Below are 26,310 nucleotides of genomic sequence, written 5' to 3'. Positions count from 1 at the left end.
CGCGCGGTGTCAGGTTTTGGTGGATCGGTGTCGGCTGATGCTCATCATGATGCCGAACGCGATGCCCATCGTGAATAGCGCGGTCCCGCCGTAACTCATGAATGGCAAGGGTACGCCGACAACCGGCAGGATGCCCGTCACCATCCCGACGTTCACGAACACGTATATGAACAGCATCATCGTCAGCGCGCCGGCCAGTAGCCGGCCGAACTGCGATGATGCGCGGGACGCGATCGTCAGGCCGCGCGCCATCATCAGGCCGTACAGCACCAAGATCGCAATGCCGCCGTACAGGCCGAATTCCTCGGCGTAGACGGCGAAGATGAAGTCGGTGGTGCGTTCGGGAATAAAGTCCAGATGGGTCTGCGTGCCCTTCATGTAGCCCTTGCCGTACACGCCGCCCGATCCCACCGCGATCATCGATTGAATCGTGTGGAAGCCCTTGCCCAAGGGGTCGGAGCTGGGGTTCAGCAGCGTGCAGACGCGGTGCTTCTGGTAGTCGTGCAGCACGACCCAGTTCACGTCTGGTTCGCAAAGCTGGTCTTCGTAGTACACCAGCGTGCCGATGCCGATGATGCCAGCCAGCATGACCGGTACCAACAGCTTGAACGACAGGCCCGCGAAATAGATCACGAAAAAGCCGGCGCCGAACACCAGCAGCGCCGTGCCCAGGTCAGGCTGCAACACGATCAACCCGAAAGGCGCGGCCAGCATCGCGGCGGCGGCCAGGAAATCGCGGATGCGCACGGCGCCTTCGTGGCGCTGGAAATACCAGGCCAGCATCATCGGCACGGCAATCTTCATCATCTCGGACGGTTGGATCCGGGTCACGCCCAAATCCAGCCACCGCGTCGCGCCCTTGCTGGTTTCGCCAAAGAACTCCACACCCAGCAGCAACACCACGCCCACCACGTAAAACGGCAAGGCCAGCTTCATCAGCCACTTGGGCGGAATCAGCGCCATGGTCCACATCGCAAAAAACGCGATGATGAAGTTGCGCGATTGCTCGGCGAAACGCCAATCGGTGCCACCCACCGCCGAATGCATGACGGTCAGGCCCAGCGCCGCGAACATCAGCAGGATGGCCAGCAGCGGCCAGTCGAACGCCGTGAAAATGCGCAGCAGGATGAGGCCAAGGCGTTTCATTGTTGGCGCACCACTTCGTCGGTAATGGTTTCGACGGACGCCAGGGGGTCGCCGCGATCGGGCCTCACGATGCGGTCCTGGCGGTCTTTGGCGAGCCAATAGTCGAAGACCTTGCGCGCCACCGGCGCGGCCACGCTGGCGCCCCAGCCGGCGTTCTCGACAATCAGGGACACGGCAATGCGAGGGTGCTCCAGCGGCGCGAAGCCCATGAACAGCGCGTGGTCGCGCAGACGTTCGTCGATGGCGCTGGCGCGGTAATGGCCGCCGCGCAGGCTGAACACCTGGGCGGTGCCGGTTTTGCCGGCGGCCTGGTAAGGCGTGTTGGCGAACGCGCGGCGCGCCGTGCCGGAGCGCACCACGTCAGCCATGGCGTTCTTGATCACATCCACGTTGGCCTGCTTGAGCGGGATGCGGTAGTCGGGCACGGACACGGTGGGCTTGGCGACGCCGGTGCGCGAGTCGCGCACCGCGTGCACCAGGTGCGGGCGGCGGAACAGGCCATTGTTGGCCAAGGTCGAGGTGCCCTGCGCCAGTTGCAACAAAGTAAATGAGTTGTAGCCCTGGCCCACGGCCACCGAAATGGTTTCGCCCGCGTACCAGCGCTGGCGGTCCTTGTCCTTGTAGGCCGCGCGCTTCCAGTCGGTGGACGGCAACACGCCACGCTTCTCGCCTTCCAGGTCGATGCCGGTGATCTGGCCAAAGCCGAACTGCTTGGTGAAATCATGCAAGGCGTTGACGCCGATCTCGGGGCCAAGCGAATAAAAGTAGGTGTCGGACGACACCACGATGGCCTTGTGCATATCCGTCATGCCGTAGGCCGCGCCGCCCGCGTTACGAAACTTCTGTCCGCCGAATTCGTAGTAGCCGGGGTCCGAGATACGGTCCGTTGCGCGGCGCTTGCCGAGTTCCAGGGCCGCCAGGCCCACGAACGGCTTGTAGGTAGAGCCGATGGGGTAGGTGCCGTAAAGCGGGCGGTTGATCAGCGGATGGTCCGGCGATTCGTTAAGCATGCGCCAGTTATCGACATCAATGCCGTCCACGAACAGGTTGGGATCGAATGAGGGCTGCGACACAAAGGCCAGCACTTCGCCCGTGTCCGGGTCAATGGCGACCAGCGCGCCGCGCTGCGTCCCGAAGGCTTCTTCGGCTACCTTCTGCAGGCCCAGGTCGATGGACAGCATGATGTCCGACCCCGGCACCGGATCAATCCGCCGCAGCGTGCGCATGGGGCGGCCGCCGGCGGTGACTTCGACCTCTTCCAGGCCGGTGCGGCCATGCAGTTGCTCTTCCCAGGTCTTTTCGATGCCTTTCTTGCCGATGACGTCGGTGCCACGGTAGTTGCCCAACTGGCCGGCACGCTCGAGCTCTTCGTTGTCGCCTTCGGCGATGCGGCCGATATAGCCGACCACGTGCGCGGCCGACACGCCTTGCGGATATTCGCGCACCCAGCGCGCCCGCAATTCCACACCCGGAAACTGGAAAGCGTGCGCGGCGAACCAGGCCGCCTCGGTGTCATTCAGGTTGTTGCGCAAGAGCAGGCTGGCGTAACGGCTGGATTCCGCCGCGCGTCGCTTGAAGCGGCGTTGATCCGCCGGGCTGATGTAGACGACTTCGGTCAGGCGCTCGAACAGCTCGTTCATGTTGCCGGCATGGGCCGGCACCACTTCCAGCGTGTAGGTGCGGTAGTTGCGCGCCAGGACTTCGCCGTTGCGGTCCAGGATCTCGCCGCGCCGAGGCGGAATCGGCACCACCGCGATACGGTTGCGGTCCGCGCGTTCGGACAGGCCTTCGTAACGGTCGACCTGCAAATACCAGAACCGGCCGATCAGCACGCCGAAGCACACCAGGGCGAACACGCCGCCCACCCAGGCACGCAGGCGGAAGCGCTGCTTTTGCTGCTGGCCGGTTTTCTTGAATTCAAACATCAGGCATCGCCGCCATCAGGCGGAGGAGGATTCAGCGTCGTCGGCGCCACGCTGCGGCAGATGCAGGACCCAGCCCGCCAACGGCCACAAGGCGGCCGTGATGGCCACGCTGATGCACCAGTCCCAGCCCGGCCACTTTCCCGCCAGCCAGGCGTGGATGATCTGCGTCAGGAAACGGGCGACGAAGAACACGGGCAGCATGTGCATCGCCTGGCTCCAGAGATCGAACCGTTGCAGCCGGCGATGCAGCACCACGGCGCCATAGGCGACCAGGGTGTAGGACAAGGCATGTTCGCCCAGCAGGCCTGCGTCGTGCACGTCCATCAGCAAGCCGAAGAAGAACGCGGTGAAGAGACCGACGCGGCGCGGTTCGTGCACGCACCAGAAGGCGATGATCAGCAGCAGCACATCGGGCGCGCCCTGCCACAACCGCCAAGGCAGCAACGACACCAGCCACACCAGCAGCACTGTCCCCCAGACAAACACGCCGTGTGCCGGCCCGGAAAGGCGGTCGGGGTGTACGTTGCTGGGCGTGCCCAGACGGCGCCTGGGTTGCGATTGATTAGTCCGATCCACCGGAATCGACCTCCTGACGGTTGGACTCGGCGCGGGCCACATCCACCTGCAAGACCAGGAAGTGGCGATAGCGTTCGGGGTGGGCCAGCGGTTCACATACGGCGCGGGCGAAACCGGAAGCGGTGTCGCGTTCGACCGAAGTCACTTTGGCCACGGGCAGGCCGGCGGGAAACAGACCGCCGACGCCGCTGGTGACGATAGTATCGCCTTCCTTGATGTCGGCATTGGCGGCAAGGTAACGAACTTCCATCTTGCCGGGCGAATTGCCCCCGAACGCGATCAGGCGCAGGCCGTTGCGCAGCAATTGCACGGGAATGGACACTTGCTCATCGGTAACCAGGGCGGCTTCGGCCGTCATCGGCGTCACGCGCACGATCTGGCCGACCACGCCGCCTTCGTCGATAACCGGCATGCCCGGCGCCAAGCCCGCCTTGCTGCCCTTGTTGAACACCAGCCGTTGCGTGAACGCGTTGGTGGGTTCGTACATGACTTCGACCACCACGGCCGATTGCGCCACGGTATCGGTCACACCCAGCAGGCGGCGCAATTGCGCGTTTTCGGCGGCCAGTTGCGCGGCGTGCGACGCCACTTGCGCCAGCTCGATGCGCTGGCGCTGCAAGGCTTCGTTTTCACTGCGGATGAGGTTGGCCGCGTTGACCCACTCGTTGACCTGCTGGACCAGATCGCGCGGCGCCATGACGGCGCGCTGGAACGGGTACAGCGCCACGGCAATCGTACGGCGCGCCGGTTCCAGCATGCGCCATTGCGAATCCATGATGATCAGAACCAAAGCAAGGACGACCAGAACGACCAGCCGCACCTCCGCAGGTGGGCCGCGCCTGAATAGGGGGGGGGTCCCTTGTCGTTGCATGAATCTCAGCCCGGACGCCCGCGTCCGTAGCCCCCGCAGCGGCCGGAGCCGGAAAAAAGCGGGGCTCCGGGCTGGCGGGCGGTATTAGTCGTTGATGAAGATGGCGCCCAGTTTCTCAAGGTGTTCCAGCGCCTCGCCGCAACCACGCACGACGCAGGTCAGGGGGTCGTCGGCCACCACGACGGGCAGGCCGGTTTCTTCCTGCAGCAGGCGATCAAGATCGCGCAGCAGCGCGCCGCCACCGGTCAGGGCGATGCCCTTGTCGGTGATGTCGGCGCCGAGTTCCGGCGGGGTTTGTTCCAGTGCGATCTTTACGGCGGAGACGATCTGGTTCAGCGGATCGGTCAGCGATTCCAGGATCTCGTTGGACGAGACCGTGAAGCTGCGCGGCACGCCTTCGGCCAGATTGCGGCCCTTGACTTCGATCTCGCGGACTTCGGAACCCGGGAATGCCGAGCCGATTTCCTTCTTGATCAATTCAGCCGTGGGTTCGCCGATCAGCATGCCGTAGTTGCGGCGGATGTAGTTGACGATGGCCTCGTCGAACTTGTCGCCGCCGACGCGCACGGAACCCTTGTAGACCATGCCGCCCAGCGAGATGACCGCCACTTCCGTGGTGCCACCGCCGATGTCGACGACCATGGAGCCGCTGGCGTCGGACACGGCCAGGCCGGCGCCGATGGCCGCGGCCATGGGTTCTTCGATCAGGAAGACGTGGGACGCGCCCGCGCCCAAGGCCGATTCGCGGATGGCGCGGCGTTCAACCTGGGTGGAGCCGCAAGGCACGCAGACGATGATCCGCGGGCTGGGCGCCAGCATGTTGCGGGGGTGCACCATGCGAATGAACTGCTTGAGCATCTGTTCGGTGACCGTGAAGTCGGCGATAACGCCGTCCTTCATGGGCCGGATGGCCTCAATATTGCCGGGAACTCGGCCGAGCATCTGCTTGGCTTCGTGGCCGACGGCCTGGATGATCTTTTTGCCGTGAGGCCCGCCTTCATGACGGATTGCGACCACGGAGGGCTCATCGAGCACGATGCCCTTGCCGCGGACGTAAATCAGCGTATTGGCGGTACCGAGGTCGATCGCCATATCGCTGGAAAAATAACTGCGCAGGAATCCGAACATGGGAGCTCAGCTAAATTCTGGGGGGAATTGGGTTCATGCCGGGGGGCGTATGGCCCGAAAAAGGTCGGGTCCGCCTGTCATCACGGCGATTAAACCGTGAATCATAACTTATAATTTCACCGGAAATAGCGCATAAATGCAGGCTATTCAAGCTTTGTAACGGGTTCGGCGCATGCATACTGCCCAGTCCCGCCCTTCGGCCTTCGCTTATCGATTTTGCAATCCCTATGGCGCTTAATGACACAGATGTGGCCCGCATTGCCCGGCTGGCCAGAATCGAATTGACCCCCGACCAGCGCACACTTGCGCAGGCGGAGCTTAACGGCATTCTCCACTTGATAGAACGGCTTCAGTCCGTCGACACCCAAGGCGTCGAACCGCTGGCCCACCCCCTGTCCGCCCATGAGGACATTGTGCTGCGCCTGCGTGAAGACGCCGTGACGGAGGCCAGCTCCGAGGCCCGCCGCCAGGCGCTGCTGGCCAATGCCCCCGACGCCCAGGAAGGCTTGTTCCTGGTTCCTAAAGTCCTCGACTAAGCCATGACAAAACCTGCCTTGCATACCCAATTCGAGGGGATCGCCGCCTTGCGCGCGGCCCTCGCCCAACGCCAGGTCAGCGCCGTCGAACTGGCGCAAAGCGCCTTGGCGGCCGCCGATGCGGCCAGCGGCCTGAATTGCTTTTTACATATTGACGCTGAATTGACGCTGGCCCAGGCCCGCGCCGCCGACGCCGCCCTGGCCGACGGTTCGGCCGGCCCCTTGGCCGGCGTGCCCATCGCCCACAAAGACGCTTTCGTGACCCGCGGCTGGCGCACCACCGCCGGCAGCAAGATGCTGGACGGCTACGTCAGCCCGTTCGACGCCACCGTTGTCGAGCGCCTGGGCTTGGCGGGCGCCGTGTCCATCGGCAAGCTCAACTGCGACGAATTCGCCATGGGCTCCGGCAACGAGAATTCCGCCTACGGCGTCGTGAAGAACCCCTGGGACCACGCCGCCGTTCCGGGCGGGTCGTCGGGTGGCTCGGCCGCCGCGGTGGCCGCGCGCCTGGTGGCCGCCGCCACCGGCACCGACACCGGCGGTTCGGTGCGCCAGCCCGCCGCGCTGTGCGGCGTCAGCGGCATCAAGCCCACCTACGGCACCGTGTCGCGCTATGGCATGGTGGCTTTCGGATCCAGCCTGGACCAGGCAGGCCCGTTGGCGCAAAGCAGCCGCGACCTGCTTGAACTGCTGGACGTCATCAGCGGCTTTGATCCGCGCGACGCCACCAGCCTTGAAAAGTGCGATGCCGCCGTGAACGAGCCCGGCCGCGTCCGCCGCGACTTCGACGCCGCGCAAGGAAAGTTCGACGCTGCCGGCAGCCAGCCCCTGAAGGGCCTGCGCATCGGCGTGCCCGAAGAATATTTCGGCGCCGGCCTGGCGGCCGATGTGGCCGCCGCGGTGGAAGCCGCGCTGGCCCAGTTCGAAGCGCTGGGCGCCGTGCGCGTGCCGGTCTCCCTGCCCCGCACGGAACTGGCCATCCCGGCGTACTACGTCATTGCCCCGGCGGAAGCGTCCAGCAACCTGGCCCGCTATGACGGCGTGCGCTACGGCCACCGCACCAAGCAATACGGCGATTTGAACGAGATGATCAGCCGCTCGCGCGCCGAAGGCTTCGGCGACGAGGTCAAGCGCCGCATCCTGATCGGCACGTACGTGCTGTCCCACGGTTACTACGACGCCTATTATTTGCAGGCACAGCGCCTGCGCCGTCTGATCGCGCAAGATTTCCAGCGCGCCTACGCCGACCAGTGCGACGTCATCATGGGCCCGGTCACGCCGTCGGTCGCCAAGAACATCGGCGACAACCGCGACGACCCCACCGCCGACTGGCTGGCCGACGTCTACACGTTGGGCGTGAGCCTGGCCGGTTTGCCCGCAATGTCGATCCCCTGCGGCTTTGGCGGCGACAACGGCAAGCGTCCGGTCGGCCTGCAGATCATCGGCAACTACTTCGATGAAGGCAGGCTCCTGGCCATCGCCGACCGCTACCAACAAGTCTCGGACTGGCACAAGCGGTCCCCGCTGTGATGATGCCCCCACGCCCCTTACGTCCGAGGTCCCCCCTGGGGACTGCCGGCGTTTCGGGCGGCCCGGCGCCGCAGCCGCGGCACTACTGATTGGAACTACAGATAATGAACTGGGAAATCGTCATCGGCCTGGAAACGCACACCCAGCTTTCCACCGACTCCAAGATTTTTTCGGGCAGCAGCACGCAATTCGGCGCGGCGCCCAACACGCATGCCAATGAAGTGGATCTGGCCTTGCCGGGCAGCCTGCCCGTCATGAACCGGGGCGCGGCTGAACGCGCCATCCGCTTTGGGCTGGCCGTGGGCGCGACCATCGCGCCGCGCTCGGTCTTTGCGCGCAAGAACTACTTCTACCCCGACCTGCCCAAGGGCTATCAGATCAGCCAGTACGAACTGCCCGTCGTGGTGGGTGGAACGCTGTCGTTCTTTGTCGGCGAAGAAGAAAAAACCGTCAACCTGACGCGTGCCCACCTGGAAGAAGACGCCGGCAAATCGCTGCACGACGACTTCACGCTGGCCAACGGCTCGCCCGCCAGCGGCATCGACCTGAACCGCGCCGGCACCCCGCTGCTGGAAATCGTGACCGAGCCCGAAATGCGCTCGGCCGCCGAAGCCGTGGCCTACGCCCGCGCGCTGCACAGCCTGGTCGTGTGGCTGGGCATTTGCGACGGCAACATGCAGGAAGGCTCGTTCCGCTGCGACGCCAACGTGTCCGTGCGCCCGGTCGGCCAAAAAGAATTCGGCACCCGCACCGAAATCAAGAACGTCAACTCGTTCCGCTTCCTGGAACGCGCCATCGTCTACGAAGCGCGCCGCCAGATCGAACTGATCGAAGACGGCGGCACGGTCGTGCAGGAAACCCGCCTGTACGATGCCGACCGCGACGAAACCCGCAGCATGCGCAGCAAGGAAGACGCGCACGACTACCGCTACTTCCCCGACCCCGACCTGCCCACGCTGGTGATCTCCAGCGCATGGGTCGATGAAGTGCGCGCCGCCATGCCCGAACTGCCGGCCGCGCAACGCGCCCGCTTCGAATCGGAATACGGCCTGCCCGCCTACGATGCCGCCCAACTGACGGTCAGCCGCGATCTGGCCGCCTACTTCCAGGCCGTGGCCAACGCACTGCCGGCGGGCCAGGCCAAGCTGGCCGCGAACTGGGTCATGGGCGAAGTCTCCGCCGCCTTGAACAAGGACGAAAAGAGCATCGCCGATTCGCCCGTGCAGGCACCCGCGCTGGCGGCTCTGATCAGCCGCATCATCGACGGCACGATCTCCAACAAGATCGCCCGCGAAGTCTTCGGCGCCATGTGGGCCGGTGAAAACGGCGGCGACGCCGACGCCATCATCGACGCACGCGGCCTGAAGCAGATCAGCGACACGGGCGCCATCGGCGCCATGATCGACGACGTGCTGGCCGCCAACCCGGCCATCGTCGAAGAGTACCGGGCCGGCAAGCAAAAGGCGTTCAATTCACTGGTGGGCCAGATCATGAAAGCCGCACGCGGCAAGGCCAACCCGCAGCAAGTGAACGACCTGCTCAAGGAAAAGCTGGGCGGCTGATAGCCAAGACAGGGATCAGTCCGACAAAAGGCCGCGGCACATTGCCGCGGCCTTTTCTTTTGCCAAGAATGGGGATGGCCAATTCTTGATCGGAGATCCCCAATGTCTGACTACATCGAAGTGCCGCAGGAAGCGGTTGCAAAACAGCTTGAGACGTTGATCGTGGCTGCACAGAACGGTGCGCGCATCGTCATCGTGAAGGACGGCAAGGCACGCGCCTACATTCGCCCGGCGAATCCTGATATGACCGAAGACATGTACGACGCGATCCTGGCGTTGCGGGGCTTCGCCTTAAACCGAGGCATCTCGGACGAACAACTCCGCGCCTGGGTAACCGAGGACCAGCGATGAAAACCGTCGCCGAGCCCGTGGCGCGCTATGGATGACCGGGCGCGGGGCAGCGGCCCGGTGCCCATCCAAACCGCTTACTTCACCCCGTACTTCGTCCGATACGCCTGTACCGCATCGCGGTTTTCCGCGAAAGAGGCGTCGTCTTGCAGCAGGGCCATGATGTCCGACAGCGATGCAATCGCCACCACCGGAATGCCGTACGTCTTGGCCACGTCCTGCACGGCGGAATGGGGGGACAGCGCGTCATCCGGGCCGGCGCGTTCCATGCGGTCCAGGGCGATCAGCACGGCGGCCGGTTCGGCGCCCGCGTTGCGGATGATTTCCACCGATTCGCGCACTGACGTGCCCGCCGTGATCACGTCGTCGATGATGACGACCTTGCCCTTGAGCGGCGCGCCGACCAGGGTGCCGCCTTCGCCGTGGTCCTTGGCTTCCTTGCGGTTGTAGGCGAACGGCACGTCGTTGCGGCCGCCCATCGCCGGGTGCCCTGCCAGCGCCACCGCCGTTGCGGTTGCCAGCGGAATTCCCTTGTACGCCGGGCCGAACAGCATGTCGAACTGCACGCCGGAATCCAGCAACGCCTGGGCATAGAACTGCGCCAGCTTGCCGACCGCGCGGCCGCTGTTGAACAGGCCGGCATTGAAGAAGTACGGGCTGATCCGACCCGATTTGACCTTGAAGCTGCCAAAGCGCAGCACGCCTTCATCAAGGGCGAAGCGGACGAATTCTTGAGGCGTGGCGGAAGACGGGGTGGCAGGAGTGGCGGCGGGCATGCGAGTGGGTCCGGTGAATGGCAAACCCCCGCATTTTATCCGTTGTCGGGGCTATTCCCTGCCCACGGCGCCGAGTCGGTTAAATTCCTGGCATTGTTCCGGCCCCCGGGCCGCTTTACAGGAGTTTCGCTTTGCTGCGCATCACGTCGATCAATCTCAACGGCATCCGGTCCGCTTTCCGCAAGGGCCTGCAACCCTGGATGGAAAAGCATGCGGCGGACATACTTTGCCTTCAGGAAATCAAGATCGCCGAGTCGGACCTGACTGACGACCTGCGTCATCCGCCTGGCTATACCGGCCACTTCCACCACGCGGTGAAAAAGGGCTACAGCGGCGTGGGCATCTACCTGCGCAACGCCGCCGAGCGCGTGAACATCGGCCTGGGCTGCGAAGAATTCGACCCCGAGGGCCGCATCATCCGCGCCGACTGGAAGAACCTGTCGGTGGTCAGCGCCTACCTGCCCTCGGGCTCCAGCGGCGACGAACGCCAACAGGCCAAGTACCGATTCCTGGACCGCTTCGCTCCCTGGATCGACGCCCTGATGCACGAGCACAAAACCACCGGCCGCGAGTTCGTCATCTGCGGCGACTGGAACATCGCGCACAAGGAAATCGACCTGAAGAACTGGAAGGGCAACATGAAGAATTCGGGTTTCCTGCCCGAAGAGCGCGCGTGGCTAACCGATGTCTTCGACAAGCGCGGCTTCGTGGACGTGTTCCGTACCATCGATGACCGCCCCGACCAGTACACCTGGTGGAGCAACCGTGGCCAGGCCTGGGCCAAGAACGTCGGGTGGCGGATCGATTACCAGATCGCCACGCCCGGCATTGCCGCCCGCGCGCGCAACGTGGCCATCTACAAGGACGAGCGCTTTTCCGACCACGCGCCGTTGACGATCGATTACGACACCACGCTTTGATAGGTGAAAGCGGGCGCGCGCGGCGCGTCCGCCGATGTCGACCGGCGCCACGGGCGCCAGACATCACGTTCCGATCAAAAAAATAATCAGGGACGTATAGCTTATCCGTGAGGCGGTTACCAACCCGTGACTTGGCGGCAAACCCCTTTGTTTGCGGGGTCTAAGGGCGATTCCAGCTCTCCGCCTTAATTGCCACAAAACGGGGACACATTAAAATCCCCAGCGAAATCAACGCCTGCCCTGAAATTCTGGCCATTTTCCCGCACCAAGGCCGCAATTCTCTATACATGCGTCCCCATTTTATGAAAAGAAAATACGCTTTCTTTTCAACGCACTAAGACGTTCTCGCACCTTTGCGCAGGGCAACAAATTTCCCATACACTTGCGCACCATGACGGTGCTGTTTATGCACCAGAATAATTAATCCGCGCCCCACAATGGCGCAGAACGCACCCATTCGTAGCACCCCCGAGGAAATCATGTTGAAAGTGCAGAGTCTGGACGACTTCCTGCGTGGCGTCGCCGCGCGCGACCCGCAGCAGCCCGAGTTCATGCAAGCCGTCCAGGAGGTCATGCATAGCCTGTGGCCTTTCATCGAAAAGCACCCTCACTACGCCGACCACGCCCTGCTTGAGCGCCTGGTTGAGCCGGAGCGGGTCATCCAGTTCCGCGTGTGCTGGACCGATGACCAGGGCCAGGCCCAGGTGAACCGCGCGTTCCGCATCCAGCACAGCTCGGCCATCGGCCCGTTCAAGGGCGGCATGCGCTTTCACCCGTCGGTGAACCTGTCCATCCTCAAGTTCCTGGCGTTTGAACAGACGCTGAAGAATTCGCTGACGACGCTGCCCATGGGCGGCGGCAAGGGCGGGTCCGACTTCGACCCCAAGGGCAAGTCCGACGCCGAAGTCATGCGCTTCTGCCAGGCATTGATGATTGAGCTGTATCGCCACCTGGGGCCCGACACCGACGTGCCGGCCGGCGACATCGGCGTGGGCGCGCGTGAAGTCGGCTTCATGGCCGGCATGATGAAAAAACTGTCCAACTCGACCGCCAGCGTCTTCACCGGCAAGGGCCTGACCTTTGGCGGCAGCCTGATCCGCCCCGAAGCCACGGGCTACGGCACCGTGTACTTCGCCGAAGAAATGCTCAAGCGGGTGGGCAAGTCGTTCGACGGCCTGCGCGTGTCCGTGTCCGGGTCGGGCAATGTGGCGCAGTACGCCATCGAAAAAGCCATGTCGCTGGGAGCCAAGGTGGTGACCGTGTCGGATTCCAACGGCACCGTGGTGGACGACGCCGGCTTCACGCACGAAAAGCTGGTGGCGCTGATGCACATCAAGAACGACCTGCGCGGCCGCCTGGATACCTATGCCCAGCAATTTGGCCTGAAGTACGAAGCGGGCAAGCGCCCGTGGCATGTGCCGGTGGACGTGGCCCTGCCCTGCGCCACCCAGAACGAACTGGAACTGGCCGACGCGCAAACGCTGATCAAGAATGGCGTGCTGTGCGTGGCTGAAGGCGCCAACATGCCGGCTACGCTGGATGCCGCCAAGGCATTCATCGCCGCGCGCGTCCTGTACGCGCCGGGCAAGGCCAGCAATGCGGGCGGTGTGGCGGTGTCGGGCCTGGAAATGGCGCAAAACTCCGCGCGCCTGTCGTGGACCCGCGAAGAGGTGGACGCGCGCCTGCACGCCATCATGCGCGACATCCACGAAAACTGCGTGCGCCACGGCCACAGCGAACGCGAATACGTCAACTACCTGGACGGCGCCAACATCGCCGGCTTCGTCAAGGTTGCCGACGCAATGCGCCAGCAGGGCCTCTACTGATACTGGCGCTGGCCGTCACATAAGCGTGGCGGCCCAAAAAAAATGGCGGCCCATCAGGCCGCCATTCTTGTTATTCCGTCGTCAATGACACACGCTTAGTGCTTCATGGCGCCGTGATCGTGGTTCATGCTCATGCCCGGATTGTGCGACGCCGGCTTGACCTTGAATTGCACGGCGACTTCGCCAGCCTTTTCAAACTTCAGCGTGGCGGGCACGGTGGCGCCATCCTTGAACGGCGCGCGCAGCTTGATGAACATGACGTGATAGCCGCCCGGGCTGAGCTTGACCTCGGCATCGGCCGGCACCACGATGCCGCCTTCCACCTGGCGCATCTTCGACACGCCGTTCTCGGTCAGCACGGTGTGCAGTTCGACGCGCTCGGCGGCGTCGGACGACACCGACAGCAGGCGGTCTTCGGTCTTGGCGTCGTTATCGATGTCCATATACCCCGCCCCATTGGACTGGCCCGGCGCCGACGCGCGCACCCAGACATCGTCGATTTCGATCTGGCCAACCTTATAGTCCTTCGCCCACGCCGAACCGGCCGTACACAGGCTCAGCGCGGCAATGCATGCGAATTTGCGGATGTTCATGGGGGTGTCTCCTAGTGGGTTAACGCCGCCGGACCAAGCTGCGGGCGGCCGACAGAACCGAATCGGTCAAGGCTTCCATCGCCTCGGAGTTTACCCGCCAATGTTGCCAATACAGCGGCACATCTTCCCAGGCGCGGCCCCGAAGCAGCATCAGATGACCCGCATCAAGGTGCTCTTGCACCAAGGGCAGCGGGTTCATGGTCCAGCCCAGGCCGCCGAGGGTGGCTTGCACGAAAGCGCGCGTGGACGGCACCCACCAGACGGGTGGCTGCCAGGGCGCCGGGTCCGAGATCTTGTGTGCAAAGCGTGCCTGCAAGGCGTCCTTGCGGTTGAACACCAAGACCGGCGCCTGCGCCAGCGTCTGCGCGTTGACGCCTTGGGCGAAATAGCGCTTGTGGAAGTCGGGCGTGCAGGTGGCCACGTAGCGCATGCTGCCCAGCGAATGGATCCGGCACCCCTGGACCGGATCGGCCAGCGTCGTCACCGCGCCCAGCACCGAGCCGTTGCGCAACAGCGCGGCAGTGTGGTCCTGGTCTTCGGACTGCATGTCCAAGGTGGCGCGCGTGCGGGTTGAAAACAGCAACGCGGCTTCGACAAACCAGGTTTCCAGGCTGTCGTGATTGACCGCGATGGGGATGCTGGCGTGCGGCACGTCGTCGTCGGACACACCCAGCCGATTCAATGCGTCGTGCTCCAGCAGCGCCGTCTGCTCGGCCAGTTGCACCAGCACCTGGCCGTCGACCGTGGCGGCGGCGGGTACCGTGCGCTGGACCAGCAGGCGGCCCATGCGGTCTTCCAGCGCCTTGATCCGCTGCGATACCGCCGACGGCGTCACGCTCAAGGACAGCGCGGCCCGCTCAAAGCTGCCTTCGCGCACTACCGCGGCCAGCGCTCGCAGGTTGCCGTGGTCAATTTTCATGGATTAGTTCTGCTTAATATAGTGAAGGAAAATTAGCTGTATTTCATTAATACGGCAAGGGAAAATACGCAATTGCCGAACTGCGCAATGCCCCCCGCGCGACACGCGCGGCGCCGCACCGCAGCTTCAGCACCCACATCAAAGCGCCGCCACAGGCGCTGCAGTCACAGGTATTTGCATCATGTTCGCCACATCCCCCCTCTTCCTTACAGCCTGGGCCAGCGGAACGGCCACCGGGCTGGGCCTGTTCGCGGTCGTGGGCGCGCAAAGCGCCTTTATCCTGCGTCAGGGCTTGATGCGCGCGCACCTGCTCAGCGTGGTCGCCATCTGCGCGCTGATTGATGCCGTGTTCATCTTCGCCAGCGTGTCGGGCTTGCAAGCCTTGACCACCTGGTTTCCCTGGCTGACCACCGCCGTGCTGTGGTTCGGCGTTGCCTTTCTATCCTGGTACGGGCTTCAATCCGCGCGCCGTGCCCTGTCGGCAACGGGCGGCCTGGCCGCCGCGCGGGACGTGGCGCCCTCGCGCCGTGCCGCGATGCTTGGCGCGCTGGGCTTCACGCTGCTGAACCCGCATTTCTGGCTGGACATGGTGGTGGTGGGTTCGCTTGCCCACGGGTTCGACGACGCCCGCATGGCGTTTGCCGCCGGCGCCTTCACCGCCAGTGTGTTGTGGCTGGCCGTGCTGGGCATCGGTTCACGCCTGTTCGCGCCGTTCTTCTCCAGCACCTTGGCCTGGCGCGTGCTGGATGGCGTGATTGCCGTGGTCATGATCGGGCTGGCCATCAGCCTGGCGTTCAAGGGCGTATAAAAAACGCCACCCAAAAAAAAGCGCCACCCGTCCTGTGAAGGAGGGGTGGCGCTTTCGCCATCAACTTTCGTCATCAAGCGACCGGATCAACGTGAGCAAATCAACGTGACCCGATCACACTGACCGGCCGAACCTTAGCGGATCAGACAATCGTCAACGTCACATCGATGTTGCCGCGCGTGGCGTTCGAGTACGGGCAGACGATGTGCGCGGCGGCGACCAGCTTTTCGGCCTGTTCGCGATCCATGCCCGGCAGCGAGATCTTCAGTTCGACTTCGATGCCGAAGCCGGTCGGGATGGCGCCGATACCCACGATGCCGTTCACCGACACGTCAGCCGGAATGGCGATCTTGTCGCGGCCACCCACGAACTTCATGGCGCCCAGGAAGCAGGCGGAATAACCGACGGCGAACAGTTGTTCGGGGTTGGTGCCGGCAGCGCCCGAACCGCCCAGCTCGCGCGGCGTGGTCAGCTTGACGTCCAGGTTGCCGTCATCGCTGACGCCACGGCCTTCACGGCCGCCGGTTGCGGTGGCATTGGCGCGATACAGAACTTTTTCGATAGACATGGTGCGTTTCCTTTGTAGGATAAAAGTTGAACTGCCAGGCCTGGCGGGCCCTCCCGCTTCGGCGTTTACTGAAGACTTGCAAACCTGCAAATCCGTTTTGCTATTTAAATAGCGCACAACTATATCGTGCACTACTTATTAGACCGGATGATGACACGCATCACCCCACACTTCAAATACTTTCGACCAGCTTGACCCGCAATGCGTGCAGCGCTTTCATCATGCCCTGCGCCTCGTCCAGCGTGCATTGCGCGGCGGACGCCACCGAATGCGGCACGGTTTCGGCGCGCTCTCGCAGCGCTAGACCCTGTTCCGTCAGCCCGACGATCACCTGGCGTTCATCGTCCACGGCGCGCTTGCGCGTCACCAAACCCGCCGCTTCCAGGCGCTTCAACAACGGCGTGAGCGTAGCCGAGTCCAGGAACAGGCGGTCGCCGATATCCGTCACAGTGATGTCATCGCCTTCCCACAGCACCAGCATTACCAGGTACTGCGGATACGTCAGGTCCAGCCCGCGCAACAGCTTGCGGTACACCTTGTTCATCGCCAGCGAAGTCGAGTACAGGGCGAAGCACAACTGGCTGTCCAGCAGCAGCGGGTTGAATGCGCTTTTGGCTTTGGATCGAGATTTCATTGTGCAATATTAAATAGCGCACTATTTAACGTCAAGGGTTTTTTTTAAAGATGTCGCGCCCCGCGCGTTCAGGCCGCTTGCTCGCCGTCGACGGTGCTGCGGTCCGACCCGTATTGTTTCAAGCCATCCAGGTTCAGCACGCGCACGGCGCCGTATTCCACATTCAGCAGGCCTGCCTCTTCCAGCTTGCGCAACGCCTGGTTGGCGCGCTGGCGCGACACCCGGGCCAGATAGCCGACCTCTTCCTGCGTAATGGTCAGGCGCATGCCCATGCCGGGATACAGCAAAGGGTTGAACAGCTCGGCCAGACAGCGGGCTACCCGCGCGTCAGGGTCCAGCAATCGGTCGTACTCCGCCTTGCCGATGAACTGCGCCACGCGCTCGTTCAATTGATGCAGCAAATAGCGGTTGAAGGGAATGCTGGTGTCCAGCAGCCAATCGAACGTGGGCGCCGGCAGCCGCGCCACGACGGAATCACGCAGCGCAACGATGTCGTACTTGCGGTCTTCGCGCTTGAGCAGCGAGCCCTCGCCGATCCAGCCGCCAGCGGGTACGCCGGTCAACGACGCCACCTTGCCTTCCGCGTTGCCGACCGACACCTTGACCAAACCGGCCAATACGCCAATCCAAGCCTGTGCGAGTTCACCTTTGCGCTCTATGATCGATCCGGCAACGACTTGCTGCACAGAGAGGTCCCGCTCGACGCGCGATTGCTGCTCGGCGTTGAGCACGCGAAACCACGCCGCGGCAAGTTGAAGGGAGTCGGATAGCTGCATCGGGAATACCCTAAAAGTTCCTTGAATGTCGCGATGGTGACAGTTGGTAGCAACCCAACCTTATACCTTAAGTCCTGCCGTAAATCTAAAACCAACTGGTCAAGCCCCTTCTCGCCATAGTCGCTCCCGCGGCGCCTGGCACGGTGTGCCCAAACCGGAGGAGACAACGTGGCACATTCATCGCCCGCATCCGCACAGGTGCCGGCGGCGCTGGACACCTTTCCAGCGCTGCTGTTCGCGCATGCCAATGTTCGTGGGTCGCGGCCCGCGATTCGAGAGAAAGATCTGGGAATCTGGCAAACCCTGACGTGGTCCGAGGTGGCGGCGCATGTGCGCCATGTTGCGAACGGATTCGCGTCACTGGGCATACGGCCCGGCATGCACGTTGCCGTTATCGGCGAGAACCGCCCGCGCCTCTATATGGCCATGATGGCCGCGCAATCGCTGGGCGCGATTCCCGTACCGCTCTACCAGGACGCCGTCGCGCAGGAAATGGTCTACGTGCTGCAAGACGCCGAGATCAGCGTGGCCGTCGTGGAAGACCAGGAACAGGTCGACAAGATGCTGGAAGTGCGCGAGCAATGCCCGGCCTTGAAACACGTGGTGTTCGACGACCCGCGCGGGCTGCGCCATTACTCCGACCCCATGCTGCAGTCTTATGAGCAGTTGGAGACGTTGGGCCAGCAATACGCCGCGCAGCATCCCCAATACCTGGACCAGGCCATCGCCGCCGTGCAGCCGCACGACCCGGCCGCCATGTTCTATACCTCGGGCACCACCGGCAAGCCCAAGGGCGTGGTGCTCACGCACCATGCACTGATCGACCGCGCGCGCGCCGTGTCCGACATGGAAAAGCTGACCGACCAGGAAGACGTGCTGGCCTATCTGCCGCCCGCCTGGATCGGCCAGAACATGTTTTCGTACACGCAGTTGCTGGTCACGGGATTTACCGTCAACCACCCCGAATCGCCCGACACCGTGGCGATCGACATGCGCGACATCGGCCCCACCTATTACTTCGCGCCGCCGCGCGTGCTGGAAGGCTTGCTGACGCACGTGATGATCCGCATGGAAGACGCGGGCTACATCAAGCGCAAGCTGTTCGGCGCCTGCATGAACCTGGCGCGTCGTGTCGGCACCAAGATCCTGGACGGCGAATCCGTCAACGCCTGGGACCGCCTGCGCTACGCCATCGGCAACGCGCTGATCTATGGCCCCTTGCGCAATGCGCTGGGCATGAGCCGCGTGCGCGTCGCCTACACGGCGGGCGAGGCCATCGGCCCGGACCTCTTCGTGTTCTACCGGTCCATCGGCATCAACCTGAAGCAGTTGTACGGCTCGACGGAAACGTCGGTGTTCGTGTGCGTGCAGCCCGACGGCAAGGTGCGCGACGATACCGTCGGCCCGCCGGTGGCAGGCGTTGAAATCCGCGTGGCGGACAACGGTGAGATCCTGGTGAAAAGCCCCGGCTTGTTCAAGGAGTACTACCGCAACCCAGACGCCACGGCCGAAGCGCGCAGCGCCGACGGCTGGTTCCACACGGGCGATGCGGGCTACCTGGATACCGACGGGCAGTTGAAGATCATCGACCGTGCGAAAGACGTCGGCAAGCTGGCCAACGGCAGCCTGTTCGCGCCGAAGTACATCGAGAACAAGCTCAAGTTCTTCCAGCACATCAAGGAAGCCGTGGCCTTTGGCGCCGACCGCGACGACGTTTGCGCGTTCATCAATATCGACCTGGAAGCCGTGGGCAACTGGGCCGAGCGCCGGGGCCTGCCGTATGCCGGCTACACCGACCTGGCCGCCAAGGAAGAGGTCTACCAACTGATCGCGGAATGCGTGGAGCAGGTCAACGCCGACCTGGCCACCGACCCGAAACTGTGCGCCTCGCAAGTCAGCCGTTTCCTGATCCTGCACAAGGAACTGGACCCGGACGACGACGAACTGACCCGCACGCGCAAGGTGCGCCGCGCGTTCATTGCACAGAAGTACGGCGTGCTGATCGACGCGCTGTTCGGCGGCAAGCAGTCGCAGTTCATCGAAACCGAAGTGAAGTTCGAAGACGGACGCACCGGCAAGATCTCGGCCGACCTGAAGATCCGACCCGTCAAGACGTTCCCCGCCATCACAGCCCGAGCCGCGTAGAGATCATGAGCAACAACGACCGCGACCAGCGTATCGGCGACGTCATGCTGGACATGCAGAACATCTCCCTGTCTTTCGGCGGCGTGAAGGCGCTGACGGACATTTCCTTCAACGTGCGAGAGCATGAGATTCGCGCCATCATCGGCCCCAACGGCGCCGGCAAAAGCTCGATGCTGAACGTCATCAACGGCGTCTACACGCCGCAGCAAGGCGGCATCGAATTTCGCGGCGAACGCTTCTCGAAGATGAACCCACGGCGCGCCGCCGAAATGGGCATCGCGCGCACGTTCCAGAACCTGGCGCTGTTCAAAGGCATGAGCGTGCTGGACAACATCATGACGGGCCGCAACCTGCGCATGAAGTGCGGCCTGCTCTCGCAGGCGTTCCGCCTGGGTCCGGCCGAACGCGAAGAAACCCAGCACCGCGAATTCGTCGAGAACATCGTCGACTTCCTGGAAATCCAGGCCTATCGCAAAACGCCGGTGGGCCGTCTGCCCTACGGCCTGCAAAAGCGCGTGGACCTGGGCCGCGCGCTGGCGATGGAACCGCGCCTGTTGCTGCTGGACGAGCCCATGGCCGGCATGAACATCGAGGAAAAGCAGGACATGAGCCGCTTCATCCTGGATGTGAATGACGAATTCGGCACCACCATCGTGCTGATCGAGCACGACATGGGCGTGGTCATGGATATTTCCGACCGCGTGGTGGTGCTGGACTACGGCAAGAAGATCGGCGATGGCCGCCCGGACGAAGTCCGCGCGAATGAAGACGTCATCCGCGCCTATCTCGGCGTGTCGCACTAAGGCGGACAGACATGGGATTTTTTCTAGAGACCTTATTCGGCGGCTTGATGAGCGGCATGATGTATGCGCTGATCGGCCTGGGCTTTGTACTGATCTTCAAGGCCTCCGGCGTCTTCAACTTCGCGCAGGGCGCGATGGTGCTGGTGGCGGCCTTGTCCATGGCGCGCTTTTCGGAATGGATTCCGCGCTGGCTCGGCTTTGACAACCTGATCCTGGCCAACGTGCTGGCGTTCATTGTCAGCGCCATGGTGATGTTCGTGCTGGCGGTGGCCATCGAACGCTACGTGCTGCGCCACCTGGTCAACCAGGAAGCCACCACGCTGTTGATGGCGACGCTGGGCATCAGCTACTTCCTGGACGGCCTGGGCCAGATCACGTTCGGCAGTTCGGTGTATTCCATCAACGTGGGCATGCCCAAGGATCCGCTGCTGATCCTGGACTCGGTCTTTGAAGGTGGGTTGTTGATCAACCTGGAAGATCTGACCGCAGCCGTCATCGCGGCCTTGCTGGTCGCGACGCTGGCGCTGTTCTTCCAATACACGTCCACCGGCCGCGCGCTGCGCGCAGTGGCCGACGACCACCAGGCCGCGCAATCCATCGGCATTCCGCTGAACCGCATCTGGGTCATCGTGTGGTGCGTGGCGGGCTTGGTGGCGCTGGTGGCCGGCATTATCTGGGGGTCGAAGTTCGGCGTGCAATTCACGCTGTCCACCGCGGCGCTGCGCGCGTTGCCGGTGGTGATTCTGGGCGGCTTGACGTCGGTGCCGGGCGCCATTCTGGGCGGCCTGATCATTGGCGTGGGGGAAAAGTTGTCCGAGGTCTACCTGGGGTCGCTCGTGGGCGGCGGTATCGAAATCTGGTTCGCCTATGTGCTGGCGCTGGTGTTCCTGCTGTTCCGTCCGCAAGGGCTGTTCGGCGAGAAGATCATCGACCGCGTGTAAACCACCAGGCCCTCTAGGATAAAAACATGTTCTATCGCGAAAACGGCCAGTTCAAAACCAGCTACCGGGCGGATCAGCAGATTTTCCCGATTCGCCAGGACCGCATCTTCATCTGGCTGCTGCTGGCGGTGGCGTTCATTGCCGTGCCGGCGCTGTCTTCCGACTACCTGCTGCGCGCCATCCTGATTCCGTTCCTGATCCTGTCGCTTGCGGCGGTGGGCTTGAACATTCTGGTTGGCTATTGCGGCCAGATCTCGCTGGGCACCGGCGCCTTCATGGCGGTGGGCGCGTATGCGGCCTGGAACTTCGGCGTGCGCTTTCCCGGCATGCCGCTGCTTCTTCAGATTCTGCTGGGCGGGTGCTTTGCCACCCTGGTGGGCGTGATCTTCGGCATCCCCAGCCTGCGCATCCGGGGTCTCTATCTGGCGGTGGCCACGCTGGCCGCGCAGTTCTTCGTGGACTGGGCTTTCCTGCGCATTCCCTTCTTCACCAATTACTCGTCCTCGGGCAGCGTGTCGGTGCCCCCGCTTACGGCCTTTGGCCTGCCGGTGCAGTCCGCCCTGGAAAAGTACTTGTTCGTGCTGATTCTGGTGGTGGTCTTCAGCCTGCTGGCCAAGAACCTGGTGCGCGGCGCGATCGGCCGCCAGTGGATGGCCATCCGCGACATGGACGTGGCGGCCTCGGTCATCGGCATCCGTCCCATGTACGCGAAGCTGACGGCGTTTGCGGTCAGCTCGTTCATCGTGGGCGTGGCAGGCGCGCTGTGGGGCTACATCCACCTGGGTTCCTGGGAACCGCTGGCCTTTGACCTGAACCGTTCGTTCCAACTGCTGTTCATGGTCATCATCGGCGGGCTGGGCTCGATCATCGGCAGCTTCTTCGGCGCGGCCTTCATCGTGCTGGTGCCGGTGGCGCTGTCGAACATTCCGCACGCACTCGGCATTCCGCTGTCGGTGGACACCGCCGCGCACATCGAGCACATGGTGTTCGGCGCGCTGATCGTGTTCTTCCTGATTGCGGAACCGCATGGACTGGCGCGTCTGTGGAGCATCGGCAAGGAAAAGCTCCGCATCTGGCCATTCCCTCATTGAAGGTGACCCACCCCCGAAGCGCCGTTGGCGCTTCCCCCTCAAGGGGGCCCCGCTGGGGACCGGCAAAGCCGGATCCGCCGCGGGCCCACTCGGAGGCACTGAAGCAACACGCGATAAGAGCTTATTGATCAACGGCTGTCGGGGCGGCACAAGCGCCACGGCGACCATCCTGAATACCCGGCTCAAGACCGGGCCAATCCCGGTGTCCCAGGGTTTACTGACCCAAGCACCACGCAGGAGGTAAATGGAGATGAAGCGTCTTAACCTGAAGTTGGCGGCGGCATTGGTAGCCGCAGCCGGCGCCGTCGGCGCCGTAGCCACGCCGGCAATGGCGGCCGAAGAGCAGTTCGTTCCGTTGCTGGTGTATCGCACCGGGTCGTTCGCGCCGCTGGGCATTCCCTGGGCCGACGGCAAGCTGGACTACCTGAAGCTGGTCAACGAGCGCGACGGTGGCGTCAACGGCGTCAAGATCACGTACGAAGAATGTGAAACGTCCTACGCCACCGATCGCGGCGTGGAATGCTATGAACGCCTGAAGGGCAAGGGCACCGGGGCCTCGGGCTTCGACACCCAGTCCACCGGCATCACGTTCGCGGTCAGCGACAAGGCCATCCAGGACAAGGTGCCCGTCGAAACAATGGGCTACGGCCTGTCGCAATCGGTGGACGGCAGCGTGTTCCAGTGGAACTTCCCGCTGCTGGGCACGTACTGGACCGCCGCCGACGTGATGATCCAGGACATCGCCAAGAAAGAAGGCGGCATGGACAAGCTCAAGGGCAAGAAGATCGCCCTGGTCTACCACGACTCGCCGTATGGCAAGGAACCGATCCCGCTGCTGCAAAAGCGCGCCGCCAAGGAAGGCTTCGAGCTGGTGCTGTATCCGGTCACCGCTCCCGGCGTTGAACAGAAATCCACCTGGCTGCAAATCCGCCAGGCGCGCCCGAACTACGTGCTGCTGTGGAGCGCCGGCATCATGACGCCGACCGCCATCCGCGAAGCGCAGGCCAGCGGCTACCCGCGCGACAAGATGTACGCCATCTGGTGGGCCGGCTCCGAAGGCGACGTGAAAGACCTGGGTGATGTCGCCAAGGGCTACAACGCCATCACCGTGCACAACAGCGGCGCCGAAAGCGACAAGGTCTACGACGACCTGAAGAAGTTCGTCTACGACAAGGGCCAGGGCTCGGACAAAACGGCCAAGAACACCCTGGACACCATCGCCCACACGCGCGGCATGATGATTTCCATGCTGCAAGTCGAGGCGATCCGCGCGGCGCAAGAGAAGTACGGCAAGGGCAAGGCCATGACGCCCGAGCAAGTGCGCTGGGGCTTCGAGAACCTGAACCTGACGCAGGAAAAGCTGGACAAGCTGGGCTTTGGCCAGATCATGCGTCCGGTCAAGACCTCGTGCAACAACCACATGGGTGATGACTGGGCCCGCATCGTGCAGTGGGACGGCGCCAAGTTCAAGGTGGTGTCTGACTGGTATCAGTCCGACAAGGCCATCCTGGACCCGATGGTCAAGGAAGCCGCGGCCAAGTACGCCAAGGAAAAGAACATCACGCCCCGCACTTGCGAGAACTGATGTGAACCGGCGGCCGGCGCCCTGGCGGGCGTCGGCCGCCACCACGCCGCAGGAATCGTCATGACCGCTGCAACACACGCTGCAAACACCGCTGCCCCCACCGCCGCCGCCCCCAACGTGCTGCTGGACGTGAACGGCATCGAGGTGATCTACAACCACGTGATCCTGGTACTCAAGGGCGTGTCCCTGCAAGTGCCGGAAGGCAAGATCGTGGCCTTGCTGGGCGCCAACGGCGCGGGCAAGACCACGACGCTGCGCGCCGTTTCGAACCTGCTCAAGGGCGAACGCGGCGACGTCACCAAGGGCCATATCCAATACCGTGGCCAGCGCATCGAACGGCTGTCGCCCTCGGAACTGGTCAAGCGGGGCGTCGTGCAGGTGATGGAAGGGCGGCACTGCTTTGCCCACCTGACCATTGAAGAAAACCTGCTGACGGGCGCCTACACGCGCAACATGAACCGCGCCGACACCGCCGCGGCGCTGGAACGTGTCTATCAATACTTCCCGCGCCTGAAGCAACGCCGCACCAGCCAGTCCGGCTATACGTCGGGCGGCGAACAGCAGATGACCGCCATCGGCCGCGCGCTGATGGCCAACCCCAACATGATCTTGCTGGACGAGCCCTCGATGGGGCTGGCGCCGCAGATCGTGGAAGAAATCTTCGAAATCGTGCGCGACCTGAACCAGCGCGAAGGCGTGAGCTTCCTGTTGGCGGAGCAGAACACCAACATTGCGCTGCGCTATGCCGACTACGGCTACATCCTGGAAAACGGGCGCGTGATGATGGACGGCGCCGCGCAGGACCTGGCCCAAAACGAGGACGTGAAGGAGTTCTACCTGGGTATTTCCAGTGGCGAACGCAAGAGCTTTCGCGAAAACAAGTTCTACCGCCGCCGCAAACGCTGGCTGGCCTGATCCCTGGAGCGGCAACGCCGGCACACACCGCGCCGCCGCTGGCAACGACACCGCAGTACGGCACACGAGAGGGTGCGATCCCATGTCCGAGTTTTTCGATGTCCTGGAAACCCGAGCGCCCGAGCAACGCGAGCGCGAGCTGATGGCCGCCTTGCCCGCCGCGATTGCCCGGGCGATAGCCCGCGCGCCGGCCATCGCCGAGCAACTGCGCGGCGTCGACCCCGCCACCATCACGTCGCGCGAGGCGCTGGCGCGCCTGCCGGTCTTGCGCAAGCATGAACTGCTGGAACGCCAGCAGCACAGCCGCGACGACGCCGCCGCCGCCACCGGCCCCGGCAAGACCTTCGGCGGCTTCTCCGCCATCGGCTGGGGCGAGGCGATGCGCGTCTTCGCCTCGCCCGGCCCCATCTACGAACCGGAAAGCGCGCGCGCCGACTACTGGCGTTTTGCGCGCGCCTTGTACGCCGCGGGCTTTCGCGCCGGCGAACTGGCCTACAACTGCTTTTCGTATCACTTCACTCCGGCCGGCTCCATGATGGAAACGGCGGCGCACGCTGTGGGCTGCACCGTGTTCCCGGGCGGCACCGGCCAGACCGAACAACAGGTGCGCGCCATTCAGGACCTGGCGCCCAGCGGCTACACGGGCACGCCCAGCTTTCTGAAGATCATCCTGGAAAAGTCGGACGAACTGGGCGTGAAGCTGGATTCATTGCAGCGCGCACTGGTGTCGGGCGAAGCCTTCCCGCCGTCACTGCGCGACTGGCTGGCGGCGCGCGGCATCGAGGGCTATCAGGCCTATGGCAGCGCCGACCTGGGCATGATCGCGTTCGAAACGCCCGCCCGCCAAGGGCTGGTGCTGGGGGAAGACATCATCGTGGAGATCGTGCGCCCCGGCACCGGTGAACCGGTGCCCGACGGCGAGGTCGGTGAAGTCGTCGTAACCACCTTGAACCCGGACTACCCGCTGGTGCGCTTCGGCACGGGCGACCTGTCGGCGGTCTTGCCCGGCATTTCGCCTTGCGGGCGCACCAACACGCGCATCAAGGGTTGGATGGGCCGGGCCGATCAAACCACCAAGGTGCGCGGCATGTTCGTGCACCCGTCGCAGGTGGCGGACGTGGCGCGCCGCCATCCGGAAATTTTGCGGGCGCGGCTGGTCATCAGCGGCACCACCGGATCGGACCGCATGGTGCTGAAAGTGGAATCGCGCGTGCGCGGCGACGATCTGTCCAAGCGCATCGCGGACTCGGTACGCGACGTGACCAAGCTGCGCGCGGATGTCGAATGGGTGGACGCCGACGGCCTGCCCAACGACGGCAAAGTCATCGACGATGTGCGTACCTACGAATAGAAACGGCGCAGCCGTTGCAGGGGCAGGAATGACGCAG

General features: G+C 63.7%; 25 protein-coding genes. 14 read left to right on the top strand and 11 right to left on the bottom strand.

Features of this window, described 5'->3' with window-relative positions:
* Positions 1-9 precede the first annotated feature (9 nt).
* The 5 genes from rodA to CVS48_RS07630 all read right to left on the bottom strand — a co-directional run bounded on the left by rodA (position 10) and on the right by CVS48_RS07630 (position 5,646).
* Positions 10-1,146, bottom strand: a complete 1,137-nt coding sequence (gene rodA, locus CVS48_RS07650; protein WP_100853924.1) for a rod shape-determining protein RodA — start codon at positions 1,144-1,146, stop codon at positions 10-12.
* Positions 1,143-3,071, bottom strand: a complete 1,929-nt coding sequence (mrdA, locus tag CVS48_RS07645) for a penicillin-binding protein 2 (protein ID WP_100853923.1) — start codon at positions 3,069-3,071, stop codon at positions 1,143-1,145. Before mrdA ends, rodA begins: the two co-directional genes overlap by 4 nt.
* Positions 3,072-3,086: 15 nt before the next feature.
* Positions 3,087-3,647 (bottom strand): rod shape-determining protein MreD, encoded by a 561-nt coding sequence (gene mreD / locus CVS48_RS07640; RefSeq protein WP_100853922.1) that lies wholly within the window; start codon positions 3,645-3,647, stop codon positions 3,087-3,089.
* Entirely contained in the window at positions 3,634-4,518 is an 885-nt protein-coding gene (gene mreC, locus CVS48_RS07635) for a rod shape-determining protein MreC (protein ID WP_100853921.1), read from the bottom strand. Before mreC ends, mreD begins: the two co-directional genes overlap by 14 nt.
* Positions 4,519-4,602: 84 nt before the next feature.
* On the bottom strand, positions 4,603-5,646 hold the full coding sequence (locus CVS48_RS07630) for a rod shape-determining protein (RefSeq protein WP_006216320.1): 1,044 nt from the start codon (positions 5,644-5,646) through the stop codon (positions 4,603-4,605).
* Between the two features lie 227 nt (positions 5,647-5,873).
* On the opposite strand from CVS48_RS07630, the gene gatC reads away from it, so the two are divergent.
* The 4 genes from gatC to CVS48_RS07610 all read left to right on the top strand — a co-directional run bounded on the left by gatC (position 5,874) and on the right by CVS48_RS07610 (position 9,625).
* Entirely contained in the window at positions 5,874-6,182 is a 309-nt protein-coding gene (gene gatC, locus CVS48_RS07625; RefSeq protein ID WP_100853920.1) for an Asp-tRNA(Asn)/Glu-tRNA(Gln) amidotransferase subunit GatC, read from the top strand.
* A gap of 3 nt (positions 6,183-6,185) precedes the next feature.
* Entirely contained in the window at positions 6,186-7,712 is a 1,527-nt protein-coding gene (gene gatA / locus CVS48_RS07620; protein ID WP_100853919.1) for an Asp-tRNA(Asn)/Glu-tRNA(Gln) amidotransferase subunit GatA, read from the top strand.
* A gap of 104 nt (positions 7,713-7,816) precedes the next feature.
* Positions 7,817-9,274 (top strand): Asp-tRNA(Asn)/Glu-tRNA(Gln) amidotransferase subunit GatB, encoded by a 1,458-nt coding sequence (gatB, locus tag CVS48_RS07615; protein ID WP_100853918.1) that lies wholly within the window; start codon positions 7,817-7,819, stop codon positions 9,272-9,274.
* A 102-nt stretch (positions 9,275-9,376) separates the two neighbouring features.
* Entirely contained in the window at positions 9,377-9,625 is a 249-nt protein-coding gene (locus CVS48_RS07610) for a hypothetical protein (RefSeq protein ID WP_100853917.1), read from the top strand.
* A 74-nt stretch (positions 9,626-9,699) separates the two neighbouring features.
* Here CVS48_RS07610 and pyrE read toward each other — a convergent pair whose 3' ends face one another.
* On the bottom strand, positions 9,700-10,398 hold the full coding sequence (pyrE, locus tag CVS48_RS07605; RefSeq protein ID WP_100853916.1) for an orotate phosphoribosyltransferase: 699 nt from the start codon (positions 10,396-10,398) through the stop codon (positions 9,700-9,702).
* A 131-nt stretch (positions 10,399-10,529) separates the two neighbouring features.
* On the opposite strand from pyrE, the gene CVS48_RS07600 reads away from it, so the two are divergent.
* Positions 10,530-11,318, top strand: coding sequence for an exodeoxyribonuclease III (locus CVS48_RS07600; protein WP_100853915.1), 789 nt, complete (start codon positions 10,530-10,532; stop codon positions 11,316-11,318).
* 479 nt (positions 11,319-11,797) lie between these two features.
* Complete coding sequence (gene gdhA, locus CVS48_RS07595) at positions 11,798-13,144, top strand: NADP-specific glutamate dehydrogenase (RefSeq protein ID WP_100853914.1); 1,347 nt, start codon at positions 11,798-11,800, stop codon at positions 13,142-13,144.
* A gap of 95 nt (positions 13,145-13,239) precedes the next feature.
* On the opposite strand, the gene CVS48_RS07590 is transcribed toward gdhA, so the two are convergent.
* The gene (locus CVS48_RS07590) at positions 13,240-13,737 is read right to left on the bottom strand and encodes a copper chaperone PCu(A)C (RefSeq protein WP_100853913.1); all 498 of its coding nucleotides are present in this window, start codon (positions 13,735-13,737) and stop codon (positions 13,240-13,242) included.
* 19 nt (positions 13,738-13,756) lie between these two features.
* On the bottom strand, positions 13,757-14,656 hold the full coding sequence (locus CVS48_RS07585; protein WP_100853912.1) for a LysR family transcriptional regulator ArgP: 900 nt from the start codon (positions 14,654-14,656) through the stop codon (positions 13,757-13,759).
* A 181-nt stretch (positions 14,657-14,837) separates the two neighbouring features.
* Here CVS48_RS07585 and CVS48_RS07580 point away from each other — a divergent pair, with 181 nt between their 5' ends.
* Positions 14,838-15,464, top strand: a complete 627-nt coding sequence (locus CVS48_RS07580) for a LysE/ArgO family amino acid transporter (protein ID WP_100853911.1) — start codon at positions 14,838-14,840, stop codon at positions 15,462-15,464.
* Positions 15,465-15,606: 142 nt separating this feature from the next.
* Here CVS48_RS07580 and CVS48_RS07575 read toward each other — a convergent pair whose 3' ends face one another.
* From CVS48_RS07575 to CVS48_RS07565, 3 genes are all read right to left on the bottom strand, one after another.
* Positions 15,607-16,032 (bottom strand): organic hydroperoxide resistance protein, encoded by a 426-nt coding sequence (locus CVS48_RS07575; protein WP_100853910.1) that lies wholly within the window; start codon positions 16,030-16,032, stop codon positions 15,607-15,609.
* 172 nt (positions 16,033-16,204) lie between these two features.
* Positions 16,205-16,666: a MarR family winged helix-turn-helix transcriptional regulator gene (locus CVS48_RS07570; RefSeq protein ID WP_100853909.1), complete on the bottom strand. Its 462-nt coding sequence runs from the start codon at positions 16,664-16,666 to the stop codon at positions 16,205-16,207.
* Positions 16,667-16,734: 68 nt separating this feature from the next.
* On the bottom strand, positions 16,735-17,442 hold the full coding sequence (locus CVS48_RS07565; RefSeq protein WP_100853908.1) for a Crp/Fnr family transcriptional regulator: 708 nt from the start codon (positions 17,440-17,442) through the stop codon (positions 16,735-16,737).
* A gap of 168 nt (positions 17,443-17,610) precedes the next feature.
* Between CVS48_RS07565 and CVS48_RS07560 the strand changes: the two genes are divergently transcribed.
* The 7 genes from CVS48_RS07560 to CVS48_RS07530 all read left to right on the top strand — a co-directional run bounded on the left by CVS48_RS07560 (position 17,611) and on the right by CVS48_RS07530 (position 26,273).
* Positions 17,611-19,587, top strand: a complete 1,977-nt coding sequence (locus CVS48_RS07560; RefSeq protein WP_100853907.1) for an AMP-dependent synthetase/ligase — start codon at positions 17,611-17,613, stop codon at positions 19,585-19,587.
* Positions 19,588-19,592: 5 nt separating this feature from the next.
* Positions 19,593-20,390: an ABC transporter ATP-binding protein gene (locus CVS48_RS07555; protein WP_100853906.1), complete on the top strand. Its 798-nt coding sequence runs from the start codon at positions 19,593-19,595 to the stop codon at positions 20,388-20,390.
* Positions 20,391-20,401: 11 nt separating this feature from the next.
* Positions 20,402-21,331: a branched-chain amino acid ABC transporter permease gene (locus CVS48_RS07550; RefSeq protein ID WP_100853905.1), complete on the top strand. Its 930-nt coding sequence runs from the start codon at positions 20,402-20,404 to the stop codon at positions 21,329-21,331.
* A 26-nt stretch (positions 21,332-21,357) separates the two neighbouring features.
* Entirely contained in the window at positions 21,358-22,422 is a 1,065-nt protein-coding gene (locus CVS48_RS07545) for a branched-chain amino acid ABC transporter permease (RefSeq protein WP_100853904.1), read from the top strand.
* Between the two features lie 244 nt (positions 22,423-22,666).
* The gene (locus CVS48_RS07540; protein WP_100853903.1) at positions 22,667-24,007 is read left to right on the top strand and encodes an ABC transporter substrate-binding protein; all 1,341 of its coding nucleotides are present in this window, start codon (positions 22,667-22,669) and stop codon (positions 24,005-24,007) included.
* A gap of 60 nt (positions 24,008-24,067) precedes the next feature.
* Entirely contained in the window at positions 24,068-24,922 is an 855-nt protein-coding gene (locus tag CVS48_RS07535; protein ID WP_100853902.1) for an ABC transporter ATP-binding protein, read from the top strand.
* A gap of 82 nt (positions 24,923-25,004) precedes the next feature.
* Entirely contained in the window at positions 25,005-26,273 is a 1,269-nt protein-coding gene (locus tag CVS48_RS07530; RefSeq protein ID WP_100853901.1) for a phenylacetate--CoA ligase family protein, read from the top strand.
* Positions 26,274-26,310 lie beyond the last annotated feature (37 nt).

It is taken from the genome of Achromobacter spanius (assembly GCF_002812705.1).
GTDB lineage: Bacteria > Pseudomonadota > Gammaproteobacteria > Burkholderiales > Burkholderiaceae_B > Achromobacter > Achromobacter spanius.
The sequence above is the reverse complement of the archived record's forward strand: the minus strand, read 5'-3'. Positions and strand labels throughout refer to the sequence as shown.